The 15,284-nt window shown below is 53.8% G+C and carries 14 protein-coding genes; 7 read left to right on the top strand and 7 right to left on the bottom strand.

All coding sequences use genetic code 11. From position 1 onward, the window contains the following. Nucleotides 1–13 precede the first annotated feature (13 nt). Both BM114_RS00410 and BM114_RS00405 read left to right on the top strand, forming a co-directional pair. Complete coding sequence (locus BM114_RS00410; protein WP_092109703.1) at nt 14–2,086, top strand: RagB/SusD family nutrient uptake outer membrane protein; 2,073 nt, start codon at nt 14–16, stop codon at nt 2,084–2,086. A gap of 130 nt (nt 2,087–2,216) precedes the next feature. Continuing rightward, the gene (locus BM114_RS00405) at nt 2,217–2,747 is read left to right on the top strand and encodes an LOG family protein (protein WP_092108952.1); all 531 of its coding nucleotides are present in this window, start codon (nt 2,217–2,219) and stop codon (nt 2,745–2,747) included. Here the strand turns inward: BM114_RS00405 and BM114_RS00400 are convergent. The 3 genes from BM114_RS00400 to BM114_RS00390 all read right to left on the bottom strand — a co-directional run bounded on the left by BM114_RS00400 (nt 2,731) and on the right by BM114_RS00390 (nt 6,225). Further along, nucleotides 2,731–3,906, bottom strand: a complete 1,176-nt coding sequence (locus BM114_RS00400) for a dicarboxylate/amino acid:cation symporter (RefSeq protein WP_092108948.1) — start codon at nt 3,904–3,906, stop codon at nt 2,731–2,733. The two genes, BM114_RS00405 and BM114_RS00400, sit on opposite strands and share 17 nt — an antisense overlap. Nucleotides 3,907–4,075: 169 nt before the next feature. Further along, on the bottom strand, nt 4,076–5,263 hold the full coding sequence (locus BM114_RS00395; protein ID WP_092108945.1) for an FprA family A-type flavoprotein: 1,188 nt from the start codon (nt 5,261–5,263) through the stop codon (nt 4,076–4,078). A gap of 11 nt (nt 5,264–5,274) precedes the next feature. Further along, nucleotides 5,275–6,225, bottom strand: coding sequence for a carbohydrate kinase family protein (locus BM114_RS00390; protein ID WP_092108941.1), 951 nt, complete (start codon nt 6,223–6,225; stop codon nt 5,275–5,277). 80 nt (nt 6,226–6,305) lie between these two features. Here BM114_RS00390 and BM114_RS00385 point away from each other — a divergent pair, with 80 nt between their 5' ends. After that, nucleotides 6,306–7,538 (top strand): M16 family metallopeptidase, encoded by a 1,233-nt coding sequence (locus BM114_RS00385; RefSeq protein ID WP_092109701.1) that lies wholly within the window; start codon nt 6,306–6,308, stop codon nt 7,536–7,538. Nucleotides 7,539–7,724: 186 nt separating this feature from the next. Here the strand turns inward: BM114_RS00385 and BM114_RS00380 are convergent, their stop codons facing one another. From BM114_RS00380 to dapB, 4 genes are read right to left on the bottom strand one after another with little or no spacing between them, the layout of a single operon-like run. Beyond that, nucleotides 7,725–8,339: a WbqC family protein gene (locus BM114_RS00380; protein WP_092108937.1), complete on the bottom strand. Its 615-nt coding sequence runs from the start codon at nt 8,337–8,339 to the stop codon at nt 7,725–7,727. Then, nucleotides 8,336–8,869: a signal peptidase I gene (gene lepB / locus BM114_RS00375; RefSeq protein ID WP_092108932.1), complete on the bottom strand. Its 534-nt coding sequence runs from the start codon at nt 8,867–8,869 to the stop codon at nt 8,336–8,338. The genes BM114_RS00380 and lepB (BM114_RS00375) overlap by 4 nt, the downstream gene beginning before the upstream one ends. 9 nt (nt 8,870–8,878) lie before the next feature. Continuing rightward, nucleotides 8,879–10,324: a signal peptidase I gene (gene lepB, locus BM114_RS00370; protein ID WP_092108928.1), complete on the bottom strand. Its 1,446-nt coding sequence runs from the start codon at nt 10,322–10,324 to the stop codon at nt 8,879–8,881. Nucleotides 10,325–10,339: 15 nt separating this feature from the next. Beyond that, nucleotides 10,340–11,095 carry a 4-hydroxy-tetrahydrodipicolinate reductase gene (gene dapB, locus BM114_RS00365; RefSeq protein WP_092108925.1) on the bottom strand — a complete coding sequence of 252 codons (756 nt, stop codon included), beginning with the start codon at nt 11,093–11,095 and terminating at the stop codon, nt 10,340–10,342. Between the two features lie 111 nt (nt 11,096–11,206). Between dapB and BM114_RS00360 the strand changes: the two genes are divergently transcribed. From BM114_RS00360 to dusB, 4 genes are read left to right on the top strand one after another with little or no spacing between them, the layout of a single operon-like run. After that, entirely contained in the window at nt 11,207–12,502 is a 1,296-nt protein-coding gene (locus BM114_RS00360) for a DUF2851 family protein (RefSeq protein ID WP_092108921.1), read from the top strand. Next, a complete protein-coding gene (locus BM114_RS00355) occupies nt 12,499–12,909 on the top strand; it encodes an acyl-CoA thioesterase (protein WP_092108918.1) in 411 nt (136 codons plus the stop codon). Before BM114_RS00360 ends, BM114_RS00355 begins: the two co-directional genes overlap by 4 nt. After that, nucleotides 12,910–14,037 (top strand): DNA-processing protein DprA, encoded by a 1,128-nt coding sequence (dprA, locus tag BM114_RS00350; protein WP_092108914.1) that lies wholly within the window; start codon nt 12,910–12,912, stop codon nt 14,035–14,037. 27 nt (nt 14,038–14,064) lie between these two features. Further along, a complete protein-coding gene (gene dusB / locus BM114_RS00345; protein WP_092108909.1) occupies nt 14,065–15,054 on the top strand; it encodes a tRNA dihydrouridine synthase DusB in 990 nt (329 codons plus the stop codon). Nucleotides 15,055–15,284 lie beyond the last annotated feature (230 nt).

Genomic DNA, 15,284 nt, shown 5'->3' with positions numbered 1-15,284 from the left:
AAAGGAAATGCATATGAAATTCAATAAAATATTGTTAAGTTTTGCAGTAGGAACTTTGGCACTGGGACTTGCTGGCTGCCAGAGCGACGATGACTTCTTGGAAGAGCATTCCTATGGCCTTGACAGCAAAACTCTTTATAACACTCAGAATGAGATAGAGATGGGTCTGAATGCCTGCTATAAGTCTGGCTCGTCAAGTGCCAACGGCGGTATTCAGTATCTCATGTATGGACCTAACGGAAACCATAACTACATTCTGCACGGTCCGGGTCTCGACCAGTTTGGCTCTACCGGAGCCAACAACTTCTGGAACAATCCTGCCTCTTTCGGTGCCGTTGATAACGGTAACGGCCGCCACTGGTTTGATGGTCTTTTCAACATCATCAACTATGCTAACACCGTGATTGACATGATTGACGAGCGTCCAAACATCACTTACACCAGCGATACCAAGAAGGAAGAACTGATGGGTGAGGCTCGCTTCATGCGTGCCTGGTGCTATCGCAACCTGGCTGCTATGTTCGGAAGAGTGCCTATTCTGAGACACCACACCACTACGATTGAGACTGGTTATACGGTAAGTGAGCGCCAGGAGGTTTGGGAATTCGTGAAGGAAGACCTTACCTATGCTGCCGAGCACATGCCTAAGACTCCGCGTATGATAGGTTGCCCGGCTCGTGCTGCTGCCGACCACTTCCTGGCTGAGGTAGACCTTGCCTTGGGTGATTTCGACGGTGCTATTGCCGCTGCTTCTCGCGTAATCGGAAAGCAGGATGGTGATGTGGAGTTGATGACCAATCGCTTCGGCGTCCGTGCCACTCAGGCTACCGACCGCTATGGCCACAAGGTGAACGCCTACTGGGATTTGTTCCGTGGAGACAAGAATGGCAATACCAATCAAGACTACGGCGTGAACGGCAATAAGGAAGCTCTCTGGACAGCCCAGTTCAACTATGGTACTTATGATACTGGTGGTTCCGGTATGGCATGGTGGCGTGTTCGTGGCTACAATGGCTGGGAATCTCAGTGGAATCCTAACGCTATGTGTCGTGATAATGCCGGTACATATACTTTGAAGTCAGGTGAGAAGGTTTACAAGTGGACTGCCGACGGTGCCTGCTATCCTGCCGGCGTGGTAGGCTCTAATCGCTTGGCTTCACAAGACGGTATTACCGATCCCGCCGTCGCTAACCGCTATCGTATGACCACAACTCAGAAAGACTCTCTTGGGGGTGGCTATGGCTATGTAGCTAACTCTTGGATGCTCTCTGAGCACACTATCTGGGATATCTGGGGCATTCCTCGTGGTTCTGACGAATACAAGAACATCAAGGACTTCCGTGGTTCAGAGGCCATGATGCAACGCAACTGGTATGCTCCGAGTGGCAAAGGCATCCGCGATCTCTACAAAGTCATCCTGCAGCGTGAGAAGGATAATCCTAACGAGCCTGGACTGAAGGTGCTCGGCGGGGACACTCTGACCGTTCTGCAGCCTCGTCTCTGGAAAATATCAGAAGACCAGCATCCCCATGGAAACACTCAGGAGTATGCTTGCGAGCTTTATCTTGCCCGTGTAGCCGAGACCTATCTGCTCCGTGCGGAGGCTTATCTGGCGAAGGGTGATAAGGCCAAGGCTGCCCAGGACATCAATACATTGCGCGACCGTGTAGGTGCACCTCATTGCTCTGCCAGCGATATTGATATCGACTACATCCTCGACGAGCGTACTCGTGAGTTGCTGGGTGAGGAGATGCGTTTCGTTACTCTGAACCGTCTGTCTTGCAATCCTAACTGCGGCAGCTATGTTACTTCCAAGTATCCTGTACAGGATCCTCTGAAGAGCAATACCTTGTATGAGCGCACACGCAAGTATGGTATCAGCTATACCAATGCCAATGCCGACCTCATCAACCAGCTGGGTATCACAGAGGATAGAAGTGGTCATGTAGAGGGTCAGGTAGGCAGCACGCCTAATGTGGTCCGCTATGTTACGGGTATGAAGCCATGGATGTACCAGTATCCTATCCCTGGACAGGTAATCAACTCCAACTCTGGTGCGGAGTATCCGCAGAATCCTGGTTATTAATCTATCGATAACTATACTAAGAGTGGCGGTGATTTCTCACCGCCACTCTTGTTTTTAGTCCCCGATTCTTTTGCCGCCAAGGCTTGTGTATGTTACGGAAAAGCATTATCTTTGTAGGAAAAATAATGCAATGAAGGTATCTGTTTTTTGTTCTGCAAACAGTGTGATAGATCCAGATTTCTTCGAGATGACCGGGGAACTGGGGCGGTGGCTCGTGGCTCACGGCCATTCCCTCGTTTTCGGAGGCTGTAATCTGGGGCTTATGGAGTGCATCGCAAAGTCGGTGAAGGAGGCAGGCGGAGAGACCGTCGGCGTGATTCCCCGTCTGGTGGAAGAGCACGGTGAAATCTCCGACTATGTAGATGTCGAGATTCTATGCGACAATCTTTCCGATCGCAAGGAACTCATGTTGCAGCACAGCGATGCGGCCATAGCCCTTCCCGGCGGCATCGGCACGCTCGACGAAGTCTTTACCATGGCATCGTCCCACACGATAGGATACCATCATAAGCCCGTCATTCTCTATAACATGAAAGGTTTCTGGAACAAGACCATAGAGATGCTCGACGACTTGCAGGCACGCGGCTTCATCCGAGGCGATTACCATGGGGCCATAGCCGTGGCCGGCAGCCTTGAGGAGCTGGCTAAGCTGCTTGCTTAGGGCCTCGCTTGAAGAATCTGTCGATGACGACGGCGATGGCTCCGTCTCCTGTTACATTGCATGCCGTGCCGAAGGAATCCATTGCAATGTAAAGGGCTATCATCGATGCTTGTTGGTCGCTGTTGAAGCCGAGGATGCTCGCCAAGGGAGCCAGGGCTGCCATGATGGCTCCTCCCGGCACGCCCGGTGCCGCCACCATCATGATGCTCAGCATCAGAATGAAGTTTACGAAGAGCAGAGGGTCGTGGGGCAGTCCTTCCAACAGGCAGATGGCAAGGGCACAGGCGGTAATTTTCATGGCCGAGCCCGACAAGTGAATCGTTGCGTTCAGCGGTATGACGAAGCCCGCAATCTCTTCTCTCACCCCGTTTTTAATTGTCTGCTTCAGGGTAACCGGTATGGTTGCGGCCGACGAGGAAGTGCCCAAAGCCATCAGATAGGCGGGAATCATTGTCGCCAAGAGTTTCAGCGGGTTCTTTCCTGCAAGTGCGCCGGCAATGAAATATTGGTAAAGAAGGATGAATACATGCAGCACGAAGATGACGATGATAATCTGCGCGAACACCAGCATGATGCGGTAGGCCTGCCCGGAGTGTGTCATATTCAGGAATACGCCGAAGATGTAGAGTGGCAGCAGGGGAATGAGCACCTTGCCGATCGTGATGGTAATCACTTCCTTGAAGTCGTTGAATACCCCCCTGAGGCTGCCGAGGTTAGCCATCGTGATGCACAGGCCCACGACAAAGGAGAATATCAGGCCGCTCATGACATCGAGCAGCGGCGGGATGTTGAGCGTGAAGTAAGGCATTATCTTCACGCTTTCTTCTGCCGTCCTGCTGAAATGGGAGTTGGCTATCATGTCCGGGAACAGCCACGAGCCCGTCCCGTACGAGAGGAATCCGGCACAAACCGTGTCGAGATAGGCCAGTATCACCGTTACGAGCAGCAGCCGTCCGGCTCCCTTGCCGATATCCGCAATGGCTGGAACCACCAGTCCCACGATGATCAGCGGGACTATGAATCCGAGAAACTGGCTGAAGATGCTGTTGAAGGTCTCGAATACCCTTACCAATGGCAGCGGGAAGAAGTTGCCGCAGAGGATACCCAGGATAATGGCCAGGATGATGCGGGGCAGCAGTCCGAACTTGTTTTTCTTCATGTCATGATAGTATTAAAATCTTGAATAAGGTCTCTTTCTCAAAGGGGCGGGTTCCCTTTCCGGCTGTGTGTGGAGGAATAAAGACTTCACGGCAGAGGTTTTTCCTTTTAGGAGTGCCCTTGTCCGGAAGCTGTGTCAGTCTCTATTCCTGTTTTCGCCCATGCTATATTCATTCGGCCAGGAGCTTCTCTGCCATGGCTTTGCCCAGTGCCTCGCATTGCGCCTTGACTTCCGGCGTGAGTGCCTGTTTCATCTCCACAGGCTCGCCCACGGGCTCGAAGTGAATCTTGTTTTCGTTCCAGTCGTTGATTTTCTGCACGGCCTTTCCTGCCCAGGCAAAACTTCCGAACCAGCCTATGTAGTGGTTCTTGATGTCCTTGTTGGCGATTTCCGACAGCAGGGTCTCCATTTCGTGATACAGGCCGTTGTTGTAGGTCGGCGCGCCGACAATGAGTCCCTTGAAGCGGAACAGGTCGCGGAGGATATACGAGTGGTGGGTCTTCGAGACATTGAACATCCCGATGTTCTTTACGCCTGCCTCCGAGGCCGCCTTGGCGATGATTTCCGCCATCCTCTCGGTGTTTCCGTACATCGTGCCATAGCAGATGATGAGTCCCGGCTCGGTCTCGTAGCGGCTCATGTGGTCGTACATTTCCACCACTTTCTTTATATATTTGTGCCATACGGGGCCGTGGGTGGAGCAGATATAGTCAAACTCTATCGTGGCCAGTTTCTTCAGTGCGTTCTGCACGGGAGTGCCGTATTTGCCCACGATGTTGGAATAATAGCGAATCATTTCCAGCCAGCACCAGTCGGTGTCGATGGCCTCGTCTACGATGCCGCCGTTCAGCGCGCCGAAGCATCCGAACCCGTCGCCCGAGAAAAGGATGCCGTCGGTGGTGTCGAGGGTCATCATGGTCTCCGGCCAGTGCACCATCGGGGTCATATAGAAGTTAAGTGTATGGCGTCCGAGGCTGATTGTGTCGGCGTTTTTTATCTCTATCTTGTTGTCTTTGATGTGATAGAAGCCTCCTATCATGTCGAAGGTCTTCTTGTTGCCGATGATCTTTATGTCAGGATAATACTTCAGCAGGAGGGGCAGCGAGCCGCTGTGGTCAGGCTCCATATGGTTGATGACCAGATAGTCTATCGTCCTGTCGCCGATGACTTCATGGATATTCTCCAGGAATTGGGGGAAGAAGCCCACCTCTACGGTGTCGATCAGGCACACCTTCTCGTCGTCGATGAGGTACGAATTGTAGGAAACTCCGTAGGGGAGGGGCCATAGCCCTTCGAATAACGCCTTGTTGCGGTCGTTTACACCCACATAAAAGACCTTGTTCTTGATTTCTTTCATTTCTTCTTTTTTTATTTTCTTGATAGGTTGAGTTCTGTCTTCATCCGTTCTCCGAATTCCCGGGAGACATAGTTGTAGAGGCTTTTGCAGCATTCCCCGGCGAAGAGCTGGCCATAGTGCACCAGCCCGTCCCACTGTTCCTCGCCGAGGCCTTGCTCTATCTTTTCGTGCGTGATGCCCAGCCGCAGCATTCCATAGATGAATCCGGCATTGAAGTTGTCGCCGGCTCCGATGGTGCTCACGGTTTCGGTGGAGTTCACGGGGTAGCTCTTCCGGAGAGCGTTCTCCGCCCTTACCTCCACGGCTCTGGCTCCTTGCGTATGGATAAACTTCTTGCAATAGAAGGATATCTCGGAGTTATACACCTTGTCGGGGTCGTCTTTCTTATACAGGGTCTCGAAATCCTCGTTGCTCCCGCGCACGATGTCGGCATATTCCAGATTTTCCAGCAGGTTCGGCGTTATCCGCATCACCTCGTTCTTGTGGGCCGGACGGAAGTTCACATCATAATAGATGATGGCTCCCCGGCTGCGCGCATAGTCCAGCAGCCCCACCACCTGGGGGCGGATGGCGGGGTTCACGGCATAGTACGACCCGAAGATGACGATGTCGTCGGCCTGTATGTCGGGGTATGTAAAGTCGAACTGGTCGTTCGTCGGGTCTTTATAGAATAGGTATTCCGCGTTGTTGTGCTCGTTGAGGAATGCCAGCGAGATGGGCGACTTGCTGTCCGGATACCGGTTCACATTGTCGGCATTCACGCCGTTTTCCTTGAGAAAGGAGACGATCTTGTCGCCCACGCGGTCGTTTCCGGTTTCCGAAATGAAGCTGGTTTCCACGCCCGCCCTGCCCAGCGAGATGACCGAGTTGAATGTGGAGCCGCCCGGATAGGCTCCTATGGGCTGCCCGTCTCTGAATATAATGTCGAGAACTGTTTCTCCGATGCCGATGACTTTGCGCATGATGTTTCTATGAAATGATATGCAAATATCCGAAAAAAAGAGCAGAAAACAAAGTAAAATTCCGTATTTTTGCATCTGATATGAAATATAATACCTACAAATTGGGAAACGGGCTCCGCGTCATACACCTTCCGTCGGATTCCCCCGTGCTGTATTGTGGATACGAGATAAATGCCGGCACGCGCGACGAAAACCCCGGCGAAGAAGGCCTGGCGCACTTCTGCGAGCATGTAACCTTCAAGGGCACCGCCCGCCGCAGGCCTTTCCAGATCATCAATTACCTGGAAAGCGTGGGAGGCGACCTCAATGCCTTCACCAACAAGGAGGACACCGTATACTATGCGGCGATACTCAAGGACCATCTGGAACGGGCGGTCGACCTGCTCTCCGACATCGTCTTCCACTCCGTCTATCCGCAGGCCGAGATTGAGAAGGAGGTAGAGGTTATCTGCGATGAAATCGAGAGTTACAACGATTCGCCGTCGGAGCTTATCTACGATGATTTCGAAAACCTGATTTTCGACGGCCATCCGCTGGGCCATAACATCTTGGGCACGGCCGAGCGGGTGCGCTCCTATACCACGGCCGACGCCCTGCGCTTCGTGAACCGCTTCTATACGCCTGCCAACTCCATATTCTTTGCCTATGGCGACATCGACTTCCGGAAACTGCTGAGGCTGCTGGAGAAATATACCGCCGATATTCCTGAAAGCCGCCGAAGCGTCGTCAGGAAGCCGGAGCAGCAGCCTTCATGGGGGCAATTAGGGCAGACCGTCGTCCGCGACAGGCACACTCATCAGGCACATGTGATGCTGGGGACACGGGGCTACGACATCCGCGACGAGCGGCGCATGCCGCTCTATCTGCTCAACAATATGCTCGGCGGCCCGGGTATGAACGCCCGGCTGAACCTCGCCCTGCGCGAACGCCATGGACTGGTCTATACCGTAGACAGCAGTATGGTGAGCTATAGCGACACCGGATTGTGGTGTACCTACTTCGGATGCGATGCCGACGACATCGACCTGTGCCTGCGGCTCGTGCGCAAAGAGCTCGATGAAATGGGCAAAAATGAGCTCTCTGAACTTAAACTAAGCAGGGCAAAGAAGCAGATAAAGGGGCAGATAGGCGTGGCGTGCGACAACCGCGAGAACTTTGCCCTCGATTTCGGCAAGAGCTTCCTGCACTATGGCTGGGAGCGGGACCTCACTTCCCTGTATGCCCGGATTGACGCCATTACCCCCCAACAGTTGCGACAAGTGGCCCGGGAAGTATTCAACAGCGATTGTATTACTACCCTTGTTTATCGTTAAAAGCGACTTCCTACAGGTGTTTCAATGGTTGAAACATCTTGTTTCAGTAGTAGAAACACTTTGTTTCAGTTACTGAAACACCTCCGGAATGCGGCTTCCCGGCAGGCAAAAGGCCGCATACTGGCATATAGCATGCGGCTTTTCGCTATGCACCGGTGCTTCCTCCGTAAATAAAAGGTGGATTCCCTATAGATAGAAAATGGCTTCGTTGCCCTCGTTGAACAGCAAGTCGAGGATGCTGAGGTTTGCCTGGAATCCGAATTTCTGCTGGTATACCTGATAGTAAGGCTTGCTTTCAAACTCTTCGTCGGGCTTCGGATGCTTGGGGTGGATGACTTCGCGGAAGTCGGCGGTGGCTTCCGGCATGTCTTTCCGGTATTCCTCGGTAAGTGAAATGTGGGGCCTTATATCGATGAGATCGCACATTTTTCGCGTTATCTCCATGTTGAAATCCACCAGGAAGTCCCACTTCCGCTCGAAGAAAGGGGCTATGTCGTCGGCATAGAACTCGAAGAAAGGACTCTCGCCGTAGGCTGAGAGCAGGGCGTTCCAGTGCAGGTGGCGCCAGTTGCCGTGGTCGCTGATGCGGATGTCCTTCATCTCGCACTTCCCTCCCTCGTATCTTTCTATCGGGATGGAGAGAGCCTGTATGCCGTTGGTGGTGGCTATGAGGCAGCGGTTGCGGTAGGTCTGCTTCTGGTAGTTGTCGTGGCACTCTATCCGGCAGCTGTCATATCGGTTCAGCTTCTGATACCACTGCACCGGGCCGAAATAAGTGGATGTGAGCAGGGCAGTCGTCATGGAATGAGCTTTAGCCAGCGTTTTTTGTCCAGTCTGCCGTCGTGGAAGTTGTAGACAACGAGGCAGGCACGCCCGATGATATTCTTCCCGGGCACCAGAAGCAGGCAGTCGCTCTTCGCGGAGCCTATGGCATAAGGTGCCTGATAGGGCCACGAGCAGGCCTGGCAGTCCTTTGGGAGCACGAAGCTCTTTCCGTAGACGGTGATGGTGTCTCCCGGCAAGGCGTTCACCTTGCCGATGAAAACCTCACGGGAAGAAATCTTTTTCGTGGTGTCAACAGGAGAATAAAATGCGATGAAATCGCCTTTTCTGACGGGTGATTTCATAATCCGCGCATAGCAGAACAAAGAATCGCCGCCGGTTCTGAGGCCGTAGCTCCATCGGTTTACGATCACCCTGTCGCCTTGGAGCAATGTAGGCTCCAAGGCCTTGTCGGGTATCGTGTAGACGGTAAACGCCAAGGCTCTGACGAGCAGCAGTACGATGAAGGCTGCCACCAGTGAGATTAAGAACTTGACGGCATTCCTCATATCTGCGGTTTATTTGATGTTGTCCACCCAGCGGAAAAGCCGGCTCCAGCGAATACCGCCGATTCCGTGGCGGTCGGGGTCTGAACTCCACCAGATGAAGATGGGTTTCCCGACGATGTGGTCTTCCGGAACGAAGCCCCAATAGCGTGAGTCGGCGCTGTTGTGGCGGTTGTCGCCCATCATCCAGTAATAGTCGAGCTTGAAGGTATAGCTGTGGGCGAGCTTGCCGTTGATGTAAATCTGGTTGTTCTTCACCTCGAGTTCGTTGCCCTCATACACCTTGATGGGGCGCTCGTAGAGAGCGATGTTGTTCATGCTGAGGGTCACGGTCGCTCCCCTCTTGGGTATCCAGACCGGACCGTAGTTGTCGCAGGTCCAGCCCGTAACGGTATTCCAGGGGTAGAGGTTGCCCGCATAGGGCTCGGTATTGAGCCGGATGCTCTCCACGAGGTCCTTCCGGGCGCTCAGCACCTTTACCGCCGCCCTCGTCAGCGGCATGTAGCCGTTCTGATTAAGGCTCGTCAGGTCTTCCATGGAGATGCCCAGCTGTTTCATCAGCTCATCCGGGAGGTCGGCCTTGAACTTGACATAATAGGTGTACTGCACATTTTCCGGTTCCTTGTTGGGCTTTCCGTCAAGATACACGATGCGGTTTTTTATCTGGAGAGTCTGCCCCGGCAGTCCCACGCACCGCTTCACATAGTTCTCCCGGCGGTCGGTAGGACGCCAGCCGATGTCGCCATACTGGTTGGGGTTGGCCTTGATATAGCTGCGGCCGACATTGTAGATTTCGGCGAAATAGTCATACTGCTCCTGCTTGTTGAGCGTGCTGATGTCCACATGGTCGGGGTATCGCTGGTTGTAATAGTATTCCCCGAAGTTGTATACCATGGAGTAATAGTCGTTCTGATACTGGGGTTCCGTGCAGATGGAGTCGCCTGCGGGATAGTTGAAAACCACGATGTCGTTGAGCTTCACATCGCCCAGGCCTTTCACGCGGCGGTAGTCCCAGTGCGGCCAGGGTATGTAGCTCTTGGTGTTGATGATGGGAAGTGTGTGCTGGGTGAGCGGCATGGTGAGCGGAGTCTGCGGTATGCGTGGCCCGTAACTCACCTTGCTCACGAAGAGATAGTCGCCCGTGAGCAGCGACTTTTCCAGCGAACTGGAGGGAATGACATAGTTCTGGAAGAAGAAGAGGTTGATGAAATAAACCGCCACGAGGGCAAAGACGAGGGCGTCTACCCAGCTCATGACCCATCGCACCGGGCCTTCCGAGTCTTTCCACCACTGCCAGCGGATTTTCTTCGTGATGTAAATATCGAAGATGAAGGGCACCACGAGGAGCCCCCACCAGCTCCTCACCCAATACAGGAAGATGAGATAAAGCACCAATACGATGATGAACTTTACCCATTGGTGCGTCATATTGAGCTTTGCTTTTTCTTTGTCTATCATTGTTCTGAATGTTTTTTAGAATTTAAAGAGGTCGCTTGTGGTCAACAACCCGGTGTGGTTCAGGGTATATTCTGCCGCCAGCACGGCACCGAGGGCAAACCCCTTGCGGCTGTGGGCGTCGTGGGTGATGGTGATTTTGTCGGCCTCCGAGTCGTAGGAAACGGTGTGTATGCCCGGCACTTCGGCATGCCGCACGCTGTTGATCATCAGTTCTTCGGGCTTGTGCCGGCCGTCTCCTTCTACGCGGCCGTCGTCCCATGTGGTGGTTCCGGCTTTCCAGTCGCTCTTGCGGTCGATGTTGTCGACGATGTCTTCTGCCAGTGTGATGGCCGTTCCCGACGGTGCGTCGAGCTTGTGGATGTGGTGGGTCTCCTCCATCTCCACCTCGTATTGCGGAAACTGGTTCATGATTTTTGCCAGGTAACGGTTGACGGCGGCGAAGATGGCAACGCCGATTGAGAAGTTGGAAGCCCAGAAGAGGGTCTGCTTCCCGTCCTTTGTCAGGTTCTCCACATCGGCCTTGTGGTCTTTCATCCATCCCGTGGAGCCCGACACAACCTTGACATTGTGCTCGAAGGCCTTTAGGTAATTGGCGTAGGCGGCAGTCGGGTTGGTGAACTCGATGGCGACATCAGCCGATGCAAAGGCAGGAGAATTGAAGTCTTGAGGATTGTCAATGTCGATAATACTCACGATTTCGTGGCCACGCTCAAGGGCTATCTGCTCAATCATGTGCCCCATCTTGCCGTAGCCGATCAATGCTATTTTCATAATTGCAATTACTAATTATGCGGCAAAGATAGTCATTTTTTTACTCTTTCCTTTATCTATTACGAAAAATTTAGTAGTTTTGCACTTTAGAAAGAAACATTACCGGCACGCATGGAGGAGCTGATTCACTATTGTTGGAAGCACAGGCTGCTTCCCTTAGGCGATTTGAGGACCACGAGCGGAAAGCTCGTCGAGGTTATCGACCCGGGACTCCATAACCGCAATTCCGGACCGGACTTCTTCAATGCGAAGGTCAAGATCGACGGCACTCTGTGGGTTGGGAATGTTGAAATACATGATGAGGCGAGCGATTGGTTCGCTCATGGGCACGACCATGATGCCCATTACGACAATGTGATACTGCATGTGGTGGGAAAGGCCGATGCCGAGGCGAAGACTGCCAGCGGCATGACGCTCCCGCAGCTGGAGCTTGAAGTGCCGCAAACGGTAAGGAATCATTATAAGGAACTCCTCACTACTGACCAGTATCCGCCGTGCTACCGGATTATTCCCGACCTCGGCAAGCTGATGCTTCACAGCTGGATGAGCGCCTTGCAGACCGAGCGACTGGAGCAGAAGACCGAGGCCATCAAGCAAAGAACCGACGACTGCGGCGGCAGTTGGGAGGCAGCCTACTTCGTAACCCTGGCCCGTAACTACGGGTTCGGCATCAACAGCGAGGCTTTCGAGGCGTGGGCAAAGACGATTCCCCTGCATGCCGTAGACCATCACCGCGACAATCTCTTCCAGATAGAGGCCATCTTCATGGGTCAGGCAGGGCTCCTTGAGCTTGACGCCGTTCCGGAAAGGTATCGAAAAGCAGCTTCGGAAGACGGCTATTTCACACGGTTGAGGGACGAATACCTTTACCTGGCGCATAAGTTCGGCTTGCATCCCATGGACTATAAGCTGTGGCGATTCCTGCGGCTGCGCCCCCAGAACTTCCCTCATATCCGCATATCGCAGCTTGCGAACTTGTATTTCGGGCGGAAAGCCGGCCTTAGCCAACTCATGGAATGCACCACCGTGGAGCAGATGGAGGAGATTCTGAAGACCCGGGTAACGCCTTATTGGGAGACGCACTACACCTTCGGCTCCGAGAGCAGCAGGAACGAGAAGCGCCTCTCGCCGTTCTCCCTCAACTTGCTGATGATTAACACCGCCATCCCCATGCTCTTCGCCTATGGGCGGCACAAGTCGTCTGACAAGCTCTGCGACCGTGCCTTTGACTTCCTCGACCAGCTGAAGGCGGAAAACAACCATATCGTAAAGATGTGGAAAGCGTGCGGCCTGACCGTGAGGAGCGCCGGCGACTCGCAGGCTTTGATACAGTTGAAGAAAGAATATTGCGACAGGAAGGACTGCCTTCGTTGCCGCATAGGATACGAATACCTAAAGACAAGATGAGCAAATATATCTATGAGACCCGCATGGAGGTGCGCGACTATGAGTGCGACATACAGGGCATCGTCAACAATGCCAACTATCTGCACTACATGGAGCATACGCGCCACCTTTTCCTGCTCAGCACAGGCCTGAGCTTTTCCGAGATGCACCAGCGAGGAATAGATGCCGTGGTGGCACGGATGAACCTTCAGTACAAAACCCCTCTCTGCTGCGACGATGTCTTCATCTCGCGACTGGGACTCCGGAAAGAAGGCCTCCGCTATGTCTTCAATCAGGATATCTTCCGTGAGAAGGACGAGAAACTCTGCCTCAGGGCTACCGTCGAACTTGTTGTCCTCATCGACGGGAGGCTCGGGAACAGCGAGGAATACGACCGTGCCTTTGCCAAATATCTGGAGACAGAATAGATGGACGAGCAGGAGATACTCTGTTCCATAGCCCTCACGCGTATCAATTACTTCTCGCTGGCCGGCATGCTGGAGCTCTATCGGAGGTTGGGCTCGGCCACGGCGGTGATGGAGCACCGCAAGGACATCCGTGAGGTCATCCCCGACGCGTCGCCCCGGCTGGTCGAGGCGTTCAAGGATGTCAGCGAGCCTATGCACCGTGCGGAGGCCGAGTTGCAGTGGGACAGGGCGAACGGAGTAACTCCCCTGTGCATGCTCGACGACCGCTATCCCCAGCGTCTCAAGGAATGTGCCGACGCGCCGTTGCTATTGTTTTATAAGGGGACGGCCGACCTCAACCAGGCGAGGGTGATAGACATTGTCGGAACACGGCATATTACGCTTTACGGAATAGACATTACCCGCCAATTCTGCGCCGACCTGAAGCAGCTCTGTCCGCAGGTGCTCATCGTGAGCGGACTTGCCTACGGGGTGGATGTCAACGCCCACCGCCAGGCGTTGCAGAATGGATTCCCTACGGTGGGCGTGCTTGCCCATGGCCTGGACGACCTTTATCCCCGCCAGCATCGGCAAATTGCCGATGAAATGGTGAGAAATGGAGGGTTGCTGACCGAATTCCTCACTTGCACCAATGCCGACAAGATGAACTTCGTGCGGCGAAACCGCATCGTGGCGGGCATCTCTGACGCGACGGTTCTCGTGGAGAGCGGTCCCAAGGGAGGAGGCCTTATCACTTGTGGCATCGCCCAGAGCTACGGCCGCGATGTCTTTGCGTTTCCCGGTCCGGTAGGGTCGGAGTTCAGCAAGGGCTGTAACAACCTCATCCGCGACAACGGCGCCGCCCTCATCTCGAATGCCGAAGACTTCGTGAAGGCCATGGGATGGGAGACGGAGAAACGCCTCTCGGAGGTCAGGCAGCAGGGCATAGAACGGGAATTATTCCCGAATCTGTCGGAGGATGAGCAGAAAATCGTGAAGGCACTCTCACGGCAGAACGACCTTCAGGTGAACATCCTCACCCTAAAGACTGGCATCCCGATTCCCCGGCTGTCGGCTTTGCTCTTCTCGTTGGAAATGAAGGGTGTGGTGAAAACCTTTGCCGGAGGCATGTATCATTTGCTCAACTGAAGATTTTTTCCTATCTTTGCATCCGAAATGAAGATCGGCAACATAGAATTCGGACCGCGTCCGCTCTTTCTCGCCCCGATGGAAGATGTTACGGACATCGGCTTCCGCATGCTCTGCAAGCGGCATGGAGCTGCCATGGTCTATACCGAGTTTGTGTCGGCCGATGCCATTATCCGCTCGATAAAATCAACGCTTTCCAAGATGGTCATCGACGAAGCAGAGCGTCCTGTCGGCATCCAGATCTACGGCAAAGATGTGGATTCCATGGTCGAGGCCGCAAAAATCGTGGAGCAGGTTCACCCCGATGTTATCGACCTGAACTTCGGCTGCCCGGTAAAGAAGGTTGCCAGTAAGGGCGCGGGCAGCGGACTGCTGAAGAATATCCCCCTGATGCTCGATATTGCTCGCGAGGTGGTAAAGGCCGTAAAGACCCCTGTTACCGCCAAGACACGCCTCGGCTGGGACAAGGAGAACCTGATTATCACCGAATTGGCCGAGCAGTTGCAGGACTGTGGCATCCAGGTGCTCACCATTCACGGGCGTACCCGCAGCCAGATGTATACCGGCAAGGCCGACTGGAGCCTCATCGGCGAGGTGAAGCGGAATCCCCGCATCCACATCCCGATTATCGGCAACGGCGACATCGCCACGCCCGAGCAGGCCCGGCATGCGTTTGAAGCCTACGGGGTGGATGCCGTCATGGTGGGCAGAGCCACCTTCGGCTGCCCCTGGATATTCCGAGAAATAAGGAATGCCATCGATGGAAAGGGCGATTCCGGTTCCTCGCTCGACCTCGACACGAAGATAGATGTGCTGGAGGAACAGCTCCGCATCAATGTCGCACGCATCGACGAGTACCGCGGCATCCTGCACACCCGTCGCCATTTGGCGGCAAGTCCCATCTTCAAGGGCATCCCCGATTTCCGTCAGACACGCATCGCCATGCTCCGTGCCACGACCGTAGAGGAACTCATGGGCATCCTTGAGGAGTGCCGCATACGGCTGAAGAATTTGTAGGAGGCGACCTCCTGCCTGACAAAATCGCCGATTTTGTCCCACGATCTCGCCGATTTTGTCGTTCAATCTCGCCGATTTTGTCAACAAGGAGGTGGTCTCTTATATTCCTTTCTATTATATCTGATTCTTATTTTTGCCGATGAAATGGACGAAAACTGCGTCTAAAAAGGGCTTGGCTTACTGGGATCTCGGTGCTTTTCAGCGTCTCCTAAGAGCACAAAATAATAGAG

Origin of the sequence: Prevotella sp. KH2C16, from assembly GCF_900113305.1 — a bacterium.
In the GTDB taxonomy this organism is placed as follows: Bacteria; Bacteroidota; Bacteroidia; order Bacteroidales; family Bacteroidaceae; genus Prevotella.
The sequence above is the reverse complement of the archived record's forward strand: the minus strand, read 5'-3'. Positions and strand labels throughout refer to the sequence as shown.

What these genes read in the sequence shown, in the direction of transcription:
- BM114_RS00410 (WP_092109703.1), top strand. Translation starts at nt 14, where the DNA reads ATGAAATTCAATAAAATATTGTTAAGTTTTGCAGTAGGAACTTTGGCA.
- BM114_RS00405 (WP_092108952.1), top strand. Translation starts at nt 2,217, where the DNA reads ATGAAGGTATCTGTTTTTTGTTCTGCAAACAGTGTGATAGATCCAGAT.
- BM114_RS00400 (WP_092108948.1), bottom strand. Translation starts at nt 3,906, where the DNA reads ATGAAGAAAAACAAGTTCGGACTGCTGCCCCGCATCATCCTGGCCATT.
- BM114_RS00395 (WP_092108945.1), bottom strand. Translation starts at nt 5,263, where the DNA reads ATGAAAGAAATCAAGAACAAGGTCTTTTATGTGGGTGTAAACGACCGC.
- BM114_RS00390 (WP_092108941.1), bottom strand. Translation starts at nt 6,225, where the DNA reads ATGCGCAAAGTCATCGGCATCGGAGAAACAGTTCTCGACATTATATTC.
- BM114_RS00385 (WP_092109701.1), top strand. Translation starts at nt 6,306, where the DNA reads ATGAAATATAATACCTACAAATTGGGAAACGGGCTCCGCGTCATACAC.
- BM114_RS00380 (WP_092108937.1), bottom strand. Translation starts at nt 8,339, where the DNA reads ATGACGACTGCCCTGCTCACATCCACTTATTTCGGCCCGGTGCAGTGG.
- lepB (WP_092108932.1), bottom strand. Translation starts at nt 8,869, where the DNA reads ATGAGGAATGCCGTCAAGTTCTTAATCTCACTGGTGGCAGCCTTCATC.
- lepB (WP_092108928.1), bottom strand. Translation starts at nt 10,324, where the DNA reads ATGATAGACAAAGAAAAAGCAAAGCTCAATATGACGCACCAATGGGTA.
- dapB (WP_092108925.1), bottom strand. Translation starts at nt 11,095, where the DNA reads ATGAAAATAGCATTGATCGGCTACGGCAAGATGGGGCACATGATTGAG.
- BM114_RS00360 (WP_092108921.1), top strand. Translation starts at nt 11,207, where the DNA reads ATGGAGGAGCTGATTCACTATTGTTGGAAGCACAGGCTGCTTCCCTTA.
- BM114_RS00355 (WP_092108918.1), top strand. Translation starts at nt 12,499, where the DNA reads ATGAGCAAATATATCTATGAGACCCGCATGGAGGTGCGCGACTATGAG.
- dprA (WP_092108914.1), top strand. Translation starts at nt 12,910, where the DNA reads ATGGACGAGCAGGAGATACTCTGTTCCATAGCCCTCACGCGTATCAAT.
- dusB (WP_092108909.1), top strand. Translation starts at nt 14,065, where the DNA reads ATGAAGATCGGCAACATAGAATTCGGACCGCGTCCGCTCTTTCTCGCC.